This is a genomic window from Aeromicrobium piscarium (genome assembly GCF_007421815.1).
Lineage (GTDB): Bacteria > Actinomycetota > Actinomycetes > Propionibacteriales > Nocardioidaceae > Aeromicrobium > Aeromicrobium piscarium.
Genome location: NZ_VLNT01000006.1, coordinates 125210 through 138342, shown reverse-complemented (window position 1 = coordinate 138342; position 13133 = coordinate 125210). Strand labels below are relative to the sequence as shown.

The following is a 13133-nucleotide window of genomic DNA, read 5'->3' as shown; positions in this document are numbered from 1 at the left end:
CAGATAGCGAAGTACCGTGGAGACATGACCCTCTCTCCCGTACTCGAGCTGAACGACGGACACCGGATGCCGCAGCTGGGCTTCGGCACCTACTCGATCCACGATCCGGGAATCTTCGATGCCGCCATCGACGTCGGCTACCGGCTGCTGGACACCGCCAAGCGGTACGAGAACGAGGAGTCCGTCGGACAAGGCATCACCGCGTCGTCCGTGCCGCGCGAGGAGCTCTTCGTCACCACCAAGGTGCCCGGGGACGACCAGGGATATGACTCGACGATCGCATCGCTGGAGGGCTCGCTGGAGCGTCTCGGGCTGGACTACGTCGATCTCTATCTCATCCACTGGCCGCTGCCGCGGCTCGACCGCTATGTCGACACCTGGAAGGCCATGATCGAGCTGCGCGAGCAGGGTCTCACCCGGTCGATCGGCGTCTCGAACTTCCAGTCCGAGCATCTCGACCGGATCATCGCCGAGACCGGCGTGACCCCGGCGGTCAACCAGATCGAGCTGCACCCCTACTTCCCGCAGTCCCAGCAGCGGGAGATCGACGCGCGCCTGGGCATCGTGACCCAGTCGTGGAGCCCGCTCGGACGGGGCTCGGACCTGTTGGAGAACCCCACGATCACCGAGATCGCGGCGAAACACGATGTCGATGCCGGCCAGGTCGTCCTGCGCTGGCACGTGCAGATCGGCGCCGCGCCCATCCCCAAGTCGGCGACACCCGAGCGATTCGCCGGGAACCTGGCGATCTTCTCCTTCGAGCTCGACAACGAGGACCTGCAGCGGATCTCCGCGCTCGATCGCGACGGGCGCATCGGCGGCGACCCGGCCACCCACGAGGAGTTCTGACGCGCCCTTCGGGCTCGGATGACATCACGGTCTGATCTGTTCTAGATTGTGGTAGAGCAACGATCGACCGAGAGGACGAGCGCATGTCCGGCCACTATCCGCCGCCCGACGATCCCGGCGCGGAGCGCCCCGGGGACCAGCCGCCAGAGGCACCACCCGGCGGCTACCCGCTGCCTCCCGGCGGTGGTTACCCGCCCCATGACCCGGCCGCGGGCTACCCGCCCCCGTCCGGCAGTTACGAGGTCGGGGCCGCGTTCTCCTGGGCGTGGGAGCGGTTCAAGCAGAATCTCGGCCCTCTGGTCATCAGCGTGCTGATCATCACCGCGATCTCCGGTGCGATCAGCGGGGCCACCACCCTGCCCACCCTGGGCCAGGACTCCTCGACGATGACGACGGGTGATGCTCTGCGCTTCAGCGCCGCCACCGGTGTCTGGAATATCGTGGGCGGCTTACTGACGGCGATCATCGTCGCGCCGCTCTCGCTGAACCTGGTGCGCATGTTCCTGGCGATCGCCGACGGGCGCCGTGCCGATATCGGCGATCTGTTCAAGACCGATCTCCTCGGTCCGGCCATCCTGCTCGGCCTGCTGACCTGGGTGCTGACGATGGTCGGTCTCGTCCTGTGCATCATCCCGGGGCTGATCTTCGTCTTCGGCGCGGCCTATGCGACCTACATGATGGCCGACCGCGGCCTCTCCCCATGGGAGTCGATCAAGGCCAGTTTCGGCGTCTACCAGACCAACTTCGGCATGGCGCTGGTCGGCGTGCTGCTGGGTGGCATCATCGCGGGCGTCGGTGTGATCGCGTGTTTCATCGGCGTGCTGTTCACCGCCCCGATCGGCGGGCTGTTCATCACCTATGCCTTCCGCCGCCTCACCGGAGGTGTCGTCGCCGGCTGAGGTCCGCACCGTCGAGGCCCCCGTCGTCGTGGCGGGGGCCTCGTTCGGCTCATATATATAACTACATGATATAATGACGTTATGCGAAACGCCGGCAGCGAGATCGTTCTACGCCAGGTGGCCCATGCCATCGTGCGCCGGACACCCCGCGGCTCACTCAGTCGAGCCGCAGCCAGCAGCCTGGCGCGTCTCGACGACCACGGTCCGGAGAGGATCACCGCCCTCGCCGAGCGCGAGGCCGTGAGCCAGCCCGCCATGACGGCGCTCGTGCGCCGCCTGGAGAACGCGGGCCTGGTGACGCGCCACGCGGACGCCGAGGACGCGCGGGCGACCCGCATCAGCATCACCGAGCAAGGACGCGCGACCCTCCACGAGCGCCTCGCCCAGTACGACAAGTTGATCGGCGAGGCGCTCGATCGACTCTCCGACGACGACCGGGCCTCGATCGCCGCCGCACTCCCCGCACTCGAGAACTTCGTCAGGACCTATGACTTCCACTGACCATTCCTTCACCGATATGTTCCGGCAGCCCCGGGCCGTGTATGCCGTCGCCTTCGCCTGCGTCGTGTCCTTCATGGGCATCGGCCTGGTCGACCCGATCCTCCCGGCGCTCAAGAGCCAGCTCGACGCGACCGAGAGCCAGGTGACGCTGCTCTTCACCAGCTATCTGGTCGTCACCGCCTTCGCGATGCTCGTCACCAATGCCGTCTCCAGCCGCCTCGGCGCCAAGAAGACGCTCATCACCGGGCTGATCATCATCGTGGTCTTCTCCGCCCTCGCCGGATCGGCATCGTCGATCGACGGCATCGTGGCCTTCCGCGCCGGCTGGGGGCTCGGCAACGCCCTCTTCATCGCGACCTCGCTGTCGGCGATCGTCTCCAGCGCCCGGGGCGGATTCGCCGGCGCCATCATCCTGTACGAGGCCGCCCTGGGCCTGGGCATCGCCGCCGGCCCCCTCGTCGGCGGCTCCCTCGGCAGCATCAGCTGGCGCGGACCCTTCTACGGCGTCGCCGGACTGATGACGATCGCGCTCATCGCCATCGTGTTCCTGCTGCCGGCCACGCCTCGTCCCCATCACACCACGTCGCTGCTCGCCCCCATCAAGGCGCTCTCGCACCGTGGGTTGCTCACCGTCAGCATCGCCGCCCTGCTCTACAACTGGGGCTTCTTCACGATGCTCGGCTACGCCCCGTTCCCGCTCGAGCTCGGCATCATGGAGCTCGGCTGGGTGTTCTTCGGCTGGGGACTGCTGGTCGCCTTCTTCTCGGTCGTTGGCGCACCGCGCCTGCAGGCGGCCTTCGGCACCGCGCCGACGCTGTACGCGGCCTTCGCGCTGTTCGCTGTCGACCTCGCCCTCATGGCGGCCTTCACCACGACGGCACCGGTCATGATTGCCTGCGTGGTCGCCTCCGGCATCTTCATCGGCATCATCAACACGCTCGTGACCCAGGCGGTCATGCTGGTCTCGCCCGTCGAACGCCCCGTGGCGTCGGCGGCCTACGGTTTCGTGCGTTTCATCGGCGGCGGCCTCGCCCCGTTCGCCGCCGGCCACCTCGCGGCGGCCTTCAGCGTGCACGTGCCCTTCGCGGTCGGTGCCGTAGCCGTCGTCCTCGCGATCGGCGTCCTGGCCAGCGCCCATCGGATCATCGCCGCGGCCGATGCCGGACTCGACGAGGACGGCCACGAGATCATCGAATCCGAGGACGAGATCGCGTCCGAGGTCGCCGACGAGTTCGGCGGCGCCCCGGGCGCGATCGACGAGGAACTGCACCTCCGCCGCTGACGCGTCAAGGTGCCGGGTCGGCACCGGGTCGAGTAGCCCGCGGAAGCGGCGTCACGAGATCACCTCCCCGAGCGTGGCCTCGCTCCAACGCGGCTACGCCCCTCCTGCGCTAGCTCCATCGCGTCGGCCGCGAACGGCCTTTGGCTACTCGACCACCGAGGTCGGAGGCACGGCGAACCCTGCGAGCACGTGGCAACGGAGCCGTGACACGAAGGCATAGCCGTTACGGAGCGAGTTCACCTCCCCCGCCCCGAGACATGGCGAAGGGGGCGCGCTGTCCCCCGGATGCGCGCCCCCTTCGGTCTGGTGGGTCAGTTGAACCTGACCTTCAACGAGGTGCCGTTCTCCTCCAGCACCCGGGCCTTGAAGCCCGTGGCGGGAAGCTTGACCCCGTGATTCGGCAGCTCCTCGAAGAAGTACTGCTTCGTGTCGTCGAACACCGGCTTGGCCGCCTGTCCCCGGATATAACTGGGCTGACCGTCGGTGTGCAGGGTCATCGAGTCGGACTTCCGCGTCGAGAAGGGCGCATCGTACATCTGGATCCTGGCGCGCCACGGCTCACCGGTGACGATATTGATCATCGGTCGCGGGTTGGCGTCGACGATCAGATTGCGGCCCTCACCCGGGTGCTGGCTGACATTGTTATCGGCCTGCGAGGTGTCCCAGTAGGAGACGAGCAGCCCCGTCTGGTAGGCGTAGTGCTCGACCCAGTCCGGCTTGGTGTCCATGAAGCCGAAGTTGTACGGCCCCGTCTTCAGGTACTGGTCGTAGCCGGTGTACGAACGATGGCCCATGACGTAGTAGTTGCTCGCCTGGGTCGTCGTGGTCTCGCCCACGATCGAGAAGCCGTCGAAGGTCCACGCCCCCGAATCGGTCTCCGCGTCATCGCTCAGGATCTCCGTGTCACCCGCCGACACCACGATGTCGTCGAGGAAGAGGCCCGGCATCGTCAGGCCGCCGTCTGTGCGGTACAGCACCCGGAAGGAGATCTGCTGACCGTCGAACGCGTCGAGCGGCACCACCAGATCGGCCCAGTCCTCCTGTTCCCCGTCGATCGCCGGACGACCTGACGCATCGGCGCCGATCGGCTCACCTCCGATGGTGGCGTCCAGGTCGGTCCAGGACGTGCCATCCGCCGATGCCTGCAGGTAGGCGTAGTCGTAACCTTCCTCGATCGAGAACCGGGCCTTCGCCGTCAACTGCGTCCCGGAAGCCTCGCCGAGGTCCAGCTCGGTCGTCATCGTGTTCGACAGATCGTCTCCGGCGCCAGAGAAGAACTGCTTCTCTCCCGAGGCCGGCGCCCCGTTGTCGTTGACGATCTCCTTCTTCGGCAGGACCACCACGGCACCCTGCGGCTTGTCGCTGTTGTACTCCTGGGGCCCGAGTTCGAGTGTTCGCTTCTCGGTGTGCGTCTGCGCCTCGTAGTCCAGCCAGCCCAGCTGGAGCTTCTCCCAGGCGCCGAGGTCGCCCGGGCGTGTGCCGAGGGGCTCTCCCTTCGCGTTCAAGCGGCTCTGAGCCATGAGCGTCCAGAACTCGTTGCTGTTGTCGCCGGCACCTGTCGTGTCGTAGCCGTCCGGCAGGCCGAGATCGTGGCCGTACTCGTGCACGAAGACCGAGAGTCCGCCGTTCTCCGGCTGGACGGTGTAGTCGCCGACCCAGACGCCGGTGTCGCCGATCTCAGCACCGCCGAGGGGATTGTCCGCCGGCCCTGTCAGACCGGCATCGGTGCCGAACGCATACCAGCGGTGCGACCAGATCGCGTCCTCGCCGTAGGTCGGATCGCCGTCCTCCTCGCCACCGCCGGCGTGGACGATCTGGAAGTGATCGATATAGCCGTCCGGCTCGTCGAAGACGCCGTCACCGTCGTAGTCGTAGCGGTCCCACTGGTCGTACTCGGACAGCGTCTTGGCGATGTCCTCGTCGCTGCGGCCCTGGGCCTTCTGATCCTCGACCCACTGGTTGACAGCGTCCTGCACGAGATTCCAGGCGCCGGCGTCCTCGCGGCCGTAACGGGCCTGGTTGTACGGGACCTTGACCCAGTCGGACACCTGCCCGTCCACGGTGTATCGCCCGGATGACTGCGTCTCGTAGTAGGTCTTGACCGACTCGGTCTTCTGGCCGGTGGCGAAGTACATGTCGTCGTAGTGCTCGGGGCTGAAGTCCTCCTGCCAGACGGTGGAGTTGTCATTCGGTCCCGGTTCGGGGATCTGATTGTGCAGCGGCCCGTCGAAGCGCTCCGGGCCAGGTGTGTCGGGATCCGTGTCCTGATCGGGGTAGTCCGGGTGACGCTCGTCATCGAACTCCGCGAGGATGACGAAGACCTTGTCGGCGCGCTCCTGCTCCAGTTCGACGTACTGGTCCTGTTCGCCACTCGCTCGCGCCAGCCGCTGCTGCGTCTGCGGATGGCCGTTCGCCTCGGCGGCCGCCTGCGCCGGGGACGGCGCCTGGCCGACCTTGGCGACCGCACCGCCCTCGCGCTGCTCCGGCGTGAGCTCGCCGTCGATCACCTGGGAGACGGCCGCCTCACGCAGCTCGCGGCGCTTGTCCTCCAGCGGATGCGGGAAGTCGTCGGTGCGCGGCGCGGCGCCGTCCTGGCCCGGAGAGGCCGGTGGAGCCGGGTCAGCGCTCGTCGGTGCGGCGGCGACCAGTGAGCCGGTCGCCACGAGTCCGAGCCCGACCAGGCTCGTCATGATGCGTTTCACAATTCCTCCTCATGAGGATCCCCCCGATGGGTGGTGGATCTCCCGGATCAGGGGCCGACTCCTGTCGCCGGCTCCACCAGCGCGCCGGCCTTGTGAGTCACCGCGCCTCCGGTCACGCTACGACCGTCCACACCCCGAACGGCAGTCTTGACTTCCTGGAGAAATAGTTATAGCGAACTAGTTCTATCGGGCTATCGGCACTGATTTCATCAGATGTTCACAGCTGTCGGCCGGTCGCGGTATCCACCGGCACCACCCGTGGCATAAGGTAGGAGCCAGTTGCACGACGTTGGACCAGATGAATGCAGTACCCGTCCTGATTCGGGGTGTGGTTCCTCTCGAGGTTGGATGTGCGTCGCGACCGTCGCCTCCAGCCGGAGGCGGCCTTCGCCAAGAAAGTTAATGAGGAGAACACCATGGCAACGGGAACCGTCAAGTGGTTCAACGCTGAAAAGGGCTTCGGATTCATCGCCCCCGACGACGGCAGCGAGGACGTCTTCGCTCACTACACGGCGATCCAGTCGTCGGGCTACCGCTCGCTGAACGAGGACCAGAAGGTCGAGTTCGACGTCGAGCAGGGTCAGAAGGGCCTCCAGGCCGCGAATATCCGCCCTCTCTGAGTGAGCATCAGCTGACTCGACCCGAGGCGGCTTGCCGCCCTCGCTGAGTGAGCAGCACAGCGCCCCCGTCCGCGACGGACGGGGGCGCTGTCGCGTCCTGGTGACGACGACGCCCCCGTCCGCGAAGGACGGGGGCGTCTTCAGCGCCGGGCGACGCCAGGAGGGAGCCGACGCCGTGACGCTACGGCGGCACATGTGGCCCATCGAGGGAGTGAGTGGGGGCCACCTGGCATCGCCAGAACATGAGGATAGCCTCAGGTTCTTTCGGGCGCAAGCGCCCACGACCTCCCCTACTGCTGTGTCACGGTGAGCCGGAGCAGACGATCGTCGTCGCCTGCCGGGTCGGCTCGACCGTCGGTATTGCTCGTCCCGATCCACAGCGACCCGTCCGGGGCCGCGGCGACGGCGCGGATCCGCCCGTACTCCTCGACGAGATGCGCCTCCGGCTCCCCCGTCTGCTCGCCGTCCAGCGGCACCGTCCAGAGTCGCTGACCGCGCAGGGCCCCGAGATAGGCGGTGTCGTCCACGATCGCCAGCCCCGAGGGCGACGCCTCGTCCGTCGGCCAGGTGACCTTCGGCGCCGCGAACCGCTCGTCGTCGCTCTCCCCCTCGACGACCGGCCAGCCGTAGTTGCCCCCGGCCTCGATGAGATTCAGCTCGTCGGCGCCCTTGTCGCCGAACTCGCTCGACCACAGCCGTCCGTCGTCATCGAAGGCCAGTCCCTGGACATTGCGATGCCCGATCGACCAGACCTCGTTGTCGAACGGATTGCCGGGGGCGGGCTCGCCATCGGGGGTCACCCGCAGGATCTTGCCCTCCAGCGCCGAGGAGTCCTGAGCGAGGTCGGGCTGCAACGCGTCACCGGTCGCGACGAACAGGACATCGTCGGCGGGGTCGTACAGCAGGGCGCCGCCGTTGTGATTGTTCGCCTTGCCGATGCCGGTCAGCACCGGCTCCGCAGGACCGAGCGAATCGTCCTCCACCGCCATCGAGACCACCCGATTGTCCTCGGCCGAGGTGAGATAGGCGTAGAGCGTCGAACCGTCCGGTGACAGCGCCAGACCGAGCAGTCCCCCTTCGCCACCGGGCTGCACGCCCTCCACGACACCGAGATCGGTCACCGTGCCGTCGGGCTCCACCGCGAGGATCGACGCATCGTCCCGCTGCGCCACCAGGGCCGTGCCGTCCTCGTCGAAGACCATCCCCCAAGGGACGTTCACCCCCGTGGCGATCGCGGCGTCGACGGTCGGCGGCACCGTGGTGGACGCCGTGCTCTCGCTGGCGGTGGTCGGCGCCGGCGACGGTGCCGGGTCGTCCTCCTCGCCGGCGCTGCACGCGGCGAGGGCGATCACGAGGGACGACGCGGTGACCACGCCGGAAACCCTCATCCTCCGGTGCTCGCCCGCCGCTGACAGCCGATATTCCTCGATGTGCTCACCCATAGGTCGATGATGCCCGCCCGGCGGTGACACACTGAGGCCCCGGTGACCGATGATGATGCGTTACGGCTGTCATGACCGCCGTAACGCATGATCATCGGTTCGAACCGGCACGGAACTCGATGCCTTCGGGTCGTCATAGCAACCGCGATGCATCATCATCCGTCCCCCACCGACGCGACCGACGGGGAATGTTGTGCCGAGCCCCGACGTTGTACCCATGAACGCTTCCGACGAGAGGTATCTATGAGCACCATCGACCTGACCAAGGAGACCTTCGAGTCGACCGTCACCGGCGAGGGCATCACGCTCGTCGACTGGTGGGCCTCGTGGTGCGGTCCGTGCAAGCAGTTCGCCCCGGTCTTCGAGGCCGCGAGCGAGCAGCACCCCGACATCACGTTCGGCAAGATCGACACCGAGGCCGAGCAGGAACTCGCCGCCGCGGCGCAGATCAGCTCCATCCCGACCCTCATGGCCTTCCGCGACGGCATCCTGGTCTTCTCCCAGCCCGGCGCGCTGCCGGCCGAGGCTCTCGACCAGGTCGTCACCGCGGTCAAGGACCTGGACATGGACGACGTGCGGCGCCAGATCGCCGAACAGCAGGCGGCGACACCGGAGTGATCCGGCCGGCATTCCGTCACCCTGGAACGCGCTGACCCACGGGGCAGGGCACGATCGTCACATGACGCGCGTGTCCTGCCCCGTTCTCCGTTCCCGCTTGACGACCGCCCACGAAGCCGCCACCCACATCGGTCCGGGCGACAACGTCGGCATGAGCGGCTTCACCGGAGCGGGCTATCCGAAGGCCGTTCCGGTGGCGCTCGCCGCGCGGATCCGGGCCGCGCATGAGCGTGGCGAGGACTTCCGGATCGGCCTGTGGACGGGTGCGTCGACGGCCCCGGACGCCGACGGCGTCCTCGCCCGCGCCCACGGCATCTCCACCCGGTTGCCCTACAACTCCGATCCCACCCTGCGCGATCTCATCAACACCGGCGAGGTCGACTACGTCGATGCGCATCTGAGCCATACCGCGCAGCAGATGTGGTTCGGGTTCTACGGTCGGCTGAATGTCGCCGTAGTCGAGGTGACCGCCGCGCTGCCGGACGGTCTGCTGGTGCCCAGCAGCTCGGTGGGCAACAACAAGACCTGGCTCGACCAGGCCGACCGGATCGTGCTCGAGGTCAACCGCTGGCAGCCCCGTGAGTTCGAGGGCTTCCACGATGTCTACTACGGCACCGCCCTGCCGCCGCATCGTCGTCCGCTGCAGCTCACCGGGCCGATGGAACGCATCGGCGAGCCCTATCTGAGGGTCGATCCCGAGCGGGTCGTCGCCGTCGTGGAGACCGACGCCCCGGACCGCAACTCCCCCTTCAGCCCGCCCGGGGAGGAGTCGCGGGCGATCGCGGATCATCTCCTGGACTTCCTGCGGCACGAGGTCCGAGCCGGGCGCATGCCCCCGGAGCTGCTCCCGCTGCAGTCCGGCGTCGGAAATGTCGCGAATGCCGTCCTCGCGGGACTGGACGACAGCGAGTTCACCGGACTCACGGCCTTCACCGAGGTGCTCCAGGACGCCATGCTCGACCTGCTCGACTCCGGGACCCTGCGCGCCGCGTCCGCCACCTCCTTCGGACTCTCCGACGAGGGCGTCGCCCGCTTCATGGACCGCATCGACGCTTACAAGGGCCGCATCCTGTTGCGCAGCGAGGAGATCTCCAATCACCCCGAACTCATCCGGCGCCTCGGCGTCATCGCGATGAACGGGATGATCGAGGCCGACATCTACGGTCATGTGAACTCGACCCATGTGATGGGCTCGGCGATCATGAACGGCATCGGCGGCAGCGGGGACTTCACCCGCAACGCCTACCTGAACTTCTTCCTCTCGCCCTCGACGGCCAAAGACGGCGCCATCTCCACCATCGTCCCGATGGCCAGCCACGTCGACCACACCGAACACGATGTCCACGTCATCGTGACCGAGCAGGGACTGGCCGACCTGCGCGGCCTCTCCCCCGCCGATCGCGCCGACCGCATCATCGAATGCTGCGCGCATCCGTCGTATCGCGAGGCGCTCCGCGACTACATCGGGCGTGCCAAGGCGGCCCGACCCCAGGCCCGTCACACGCCGCATCTCCTGGACGAGGCCCTCAGCTGGCACCAGCGGTTCGTGGAGACCGGCCACATGTGAGATCACATCGACCTCGCGGCGGGAGTCTTGGGCCCATGCCCGACAATGGAGGGATGCCGACCCCCACGCAGCTGATGATCGTGCTGCGGCATCCCGTGCGCTTCGTGGCGCACGAGGACCCTGCCCTCTCGCGCTTCGTCTTCGACGCTCCGCAGGGCCCGATCGAGGCCACGGCCAATGAGGCCATCGGCCCGCTGTCAGGCGGAATTCGGGCGATGAACGCTCATGCATCCGTGCGCGCCTGGGCAGGACCGGCGATCATCGCGCTGCGCCTCATGGCGTCGGGCTCGCTCGCGCAGCCGTCCGATGGCGACCAGCAGCAGTTGCGGGCCGCCGCCGAGCAGCTCGACATGCCCGCGCGCGAAGCCCATGCGCTGATCGACGCGTTCCTCGCCGCACTCGCGGTCGACGCCCCCGCGGTGGCCACCACCCCGCAGCGTCGACACGGGCACGAGCCGGAGCAGCCGCGCCCGCGGATCGAGCCCCCACGCACCTTCGCGTACCGCCTGGTCGTCGCCTTCGAACGCGGCGAGGACACGATCGCCACCGCCTCCTTGCGTGTCCGCCCGACCGACCGCACCTGGGGCGAGGCCTCCGCCCATGAGGTGTTCGCCCGCGAGGACCACCACTTCGGCGAGGGGTCCCGCACCGCGCTGCGTGCCATGCTCGAACGGTTGGGTGCGAGCTGGCCGCCCGCCGCGCGTCTGCTGCCCGGTGGCGACGCGGCTCCGGCCAGCATCGCGCTGACTGCCGACGAGCTCGGCGCTCTCGCCGCGGCGACCCTGGTGACCTCGCTCATGGCCAACCGGGTCGAGGTCACCTGGCCGAGCGAGCTCGTCCGCGATGTCACCGCCACACCGGTCGTCAGCCGTGTCGACGGTTTCGGCGACCGGCCGCGCGCCTTCGGCCGCGACCAGCTCTTCCGCTTCGACTGGAGCGTGAGCGTCGGCGGCGAGCGGCTCACTCAGGCCGAGCTCGACGAGCTCGCCGTGAGCCACAGCGGGCTGGTCCGGCTCCGCGACCGCTGGGTCTTCATCGAGCCGCGCCGCATCGACGAGCTCCTGCGCGGCGAAGGCCAGGAGCTCGACGCCTCCGAGGCTCTGCAGGCCGCGCTCACCGGTGAGCTCCAGATCGACGGACGACATGTCCGCGTCGACACCATCGGCTGGCTCGAGGACGTGCGCGACCGTCTCGCGAGCCTCGGCGAACGCTCGAGCGACATCTCCCAGCCCGAGGAGCTCGATGGCGAGCTGCGCAGCTACCAGCTGGACGGCCTGCGCTGGATGAACCAGCTGGTCGATCTCGGGCTCGGCGGCATCCTCGCCGACGACATGGGCCTCGGCAAGACCATCACCCTCATCTCGCTGCACCTGCACCGCGCGGCGGCCGCACCGACCCTCGTGGTCTGTCCCGCCTCGGTCCTGGCGACGTGGGAGCGAGAGATCGCGCGGTTCGCACCAGGCGAGAACGTCCACCGATTCCACGGACCAGGGCGTAGCCTGCACGAGGCCAAGGACGGCTTCGTGGTGACCACCTACGCGACGATGCGGCAGAGCGTGGACGCGCTCGCCGAGCACGACTGGAGCATGGTCGTGGCCGACGAGGCCCAGCACGTCAAGAACGCCGGCTCGGGTGTCGCCCAGGCTTTGCGGCGCATCGAGGCCGATGCCCGGATGGCGCTCACCGGCACCCCGGTCGAGAACGCTCTCTCCGAGCTGTGGGCGATCCTCGACTGGACGACCCCCGGGCTCCTCGGCAATCGCGAGCAGTTCCGTCGCGACTGGTCGCGTCCGATCGAGCGCGACCGCGACGATGCGACGGCCGGCCGGCTCTCCACCCTCATCCGCCCCTTCGTGCTGCGGCGTCGCAAGAGCGATCCGGGCATCGCGCCCGAGCTCCCGCCCAAGATCGAGACCGACCATCATGTGCAGCTCACCCGCGAGCAGATCGGCCTGTACGAGGCCGTCGTCCGTCGCACGATGGCGGAGATCGAGGAGAGCCGTGGCATCCAGCGCCGCGGCCTGGTGGTCAAGCTGCTGACGCAGCTCAAGCAGATCTGCAACCATCCGGCCCAGTTCCTGCGGCAGGCCGAGGGCGAGCTCGAGCGTCGGTCGGGCAAGCTGGAGGTCTTCGACGACCTGCTCGAGGAGATCCTCGCCGAGGGCGGCCGGTCACTGGTCTTCACGCAGTACGCCCAGATGGGCCATCTGTTGTCACGGCATCTGACCGCGCAGGGCATCGACCACGCGTACCTGCACGGCGGCACCTCCGTTCGCACACGCGAGGAGATGGTCCGTCGGTTCGGGGAGGGCGATTTCGATGTCTTCATCCTCTCGCTCAAGGCGGCCGGCACCGGCCTGAACCTGACGCGCGCCGACCACGTGATCCACTACGACCGTTGGTGGAATCCCGCCGTCGAGGATCAGGCCACGGATCGTGCCCACCGCATCGGTCAGACCAAGACCGTCCAGGTGCACCGGCTCATCGCCGAGGGCACCATCGAGCAGTCGATCTCCGAGCTCATCTCAGCCAAGCGCGCCCTGGCCGATGCCGTCGTCGATTCCGGGGAGGCGGCGCTCACCGAGCTGAGCGATGCCGAGCTGGCGGCGCTGGTGCGTCTGCGGCGCTGACGCATCCGATTCGCCGTCGGCAA

The 13133-nt window shown here is 68.0% G+C and carries 10 protein-coding genes; 8 read left to right on the top strand and 2 right to left on the bottom strand.

The features are described from left to right. Nucleotides 1-24: 24 nt before the first annotated feature. From FNM00_RS09600 to FNM00_RS09585, 4 genes are all read left to right on the top strand, one after another. On the top strand, nucleotides 25-849 hold the full coding sequence (locus tag FNM00_RS09600; RefSeq protein ID WP_143913217.1) for an aldo/keto reductase: 825 nt from the start codon (nucleotides 25-27) through the stop codon (nucleotides 847-849). Between the two features lie 83 nt (nucleotides 850-932). Then, a complete protein-coding gene (locus FNM00_RS09595; RefSeq protein ID WP_143913216.1) occupies nucleotides 933-1748 on the top strand; it encodes a hypothetical protein in 816 nt (271 codons plus the stop codon). Between the two features lie 81 nt (nucleotides 1749-1829). Next, entirely contained in the window at nucleotides 1830-2249 is a 420-nt protein-coding gene (locus FNM00_RS09590) for a MarR family winged helix-turn-helix transcriptional regulator (protein ID WP_143913215.1), read from the top strand. Beyond that, a complete protein-coding gene (locus FNM00_RS09585; protein ID WP_143913214.1) occupies nucleotides 2236-3531 on the top strand; it encodes an MFS transporter in 1296 nt (431 codons plus the stop codon). Before FNM00_RS09590 ends, FNM00_RS09585 begins: the two co-directional genes overlap by 14 nt. A gap of 311 nt (nucleotides 3532-3842) precedes the next feature. On the opposite strand, the gene FNM00_RS09580 is transcribed toward FNM00_RS09585, so the two are convergent. Further along, the gene (locus FNM00_RS09580) at nucleotides 3843-6233 is read right to left on the bottom strand and encodes an immune inhibitor A domain-containing protein (protein WP_221933661.1); all 2391 of its coding nucleotides are present in this window, start codon (nucleotides 6231-6233) and stop codon (nucleotides 3843-3845) included. 416 nt (nucleotides 6234-6649) lie between these two features. Here FNM00_RS09580 and FNM00_RS09575 point away from each other — a divergent pair, with 416 nt between their 5' ends. Next, on the top strand, nucleotides 6650-6853 hold the full coding sequence (locus tag FNM00_RS09575) for a cold-shock protein (RefSeq protein ID WP_143913213.1): 204 nt from the start codon (nucleotides 6650-6652) through the stop codon (nucleotides 6851-6853). Between the two features lie 290 nt (nucleotides 6854-7143). On the opposite strand, the gene FNM00_RS09570 is transcribed toward FNM00_RS09575, so the two are convergent. Then, entirely contained in the window at nucleotides 7144-8295 is a 1152-nt protein-coding gene (locus FNM00_RS09570) for a PQQ-dependent sugar dehydrogenase (RefSeq protein ID WP_246065139.1), read from the bottom strand. A gap of 243 nt (nucleotides 8296-8538) precedes the next feature. On the opposite strand from FNM00_RS09570, the gene trxA reads away from it, so the two are divergent. From trxA to FNM00_RS09555, 3 genes are all read left to right on the top strand, one after another. Next, complete coding sequence (gene trxA / locus FNM00_RS09565) at nucleotides 8539-8913, top strand: thioredoxin (protein WP_143913212.1); 375 nt, start codon at nucleotides 8539-8541, stop codon at nucleotides 8911-8913. Nucleotides 8914-8974: 61 nt separating this feature from the next. Continuing rightward, complete coding sequence (gene scpC, locus FNM00_RS09560) at nucleotides 8975-10480, top strand: succinyl-CoA:acetate CoA-transferase ScpC (protein ID WP_143913211.1); 1506 nt, start codon at nucleotides 8975-8977, stop codon at nucleotides 10478-10480. Between the two features lie 53 nt (nucleotides 10481-10533). After that, on the top strand, nucleotides 10534-13110 hold the full coding sequence (locus FNM00_RS09555) for a DEAD/DEAH box helicase (RefSeq protein ID WP_143913210.1): 2577 nt from the start codon (nucleotides 10534-10536) through the stop codon (nucleotides 13108-13110). The last annotated feature ends 23 nt before the right edge of the window (nucleotides 13111-13133 follow it).

Coding starts and splice junctions, on each gene's coding strand:
- FNM00_RS09575 (WP_143913213.1), top strand. CDS start 6,650: ATGGCAACGGGAACCGTCAAGTGGTTCAACGCTGAAAAGGGCTTCGGA.
- FNM00_RS09595 (WP_143913216.1), top strand. CDS start 933: ATGTCCGGCCACTATCCGCCGCCCGACGATCCCGGCGCGGAGCGCCCC.
- FNM00_RS09585 (WP_143913214.1), top strand. CDS start 2,236: ATGACTTCCACTGACCATTCCTTCACCGATATGTTCCGGCAGCCCCGG.
- FNM00_RS09590 (WP_143913215.1), top strand. CDS start 1,830: ATGCGAAACGCCGGCAGCGAGATCGTTCTACGCCAGGTGGCCCATGCC.
- FNM00_RS09600 (WP_143913217.1), top strand. CDS start 25: ATGACCCTCTCTCCCGTACTCGAGCTGAACGACGGACACCGGATGCCG.
- FNM00_RS09570 (WP_246065139.1), bottom strand. CDS start 8,295: ATGGGTGAGCACATCGAGGAATATCGGCTGTCAGCGGCGGGCGAGCAC.
- FNM00_RS09555 (WP_143913210.1), top strand. CDS start 10,534: ATGCCGACCCCCACGCAGCTGATGATCGTGCTGCGGCATCCCGTGCGC.
- trxA (WP_143913212.1), top strand. CDS start 8,539: ATGAGCACCATCGACCTGACCAAGGAGACCTTCGAGTCGACCGTCACC.
- scpC (WP_143913211.1), top strand. CDS start 8,975: ATGACGCGCGTGTCCTGCCCCGTTCTCCGTTCCCGCTTGACGACCGCC.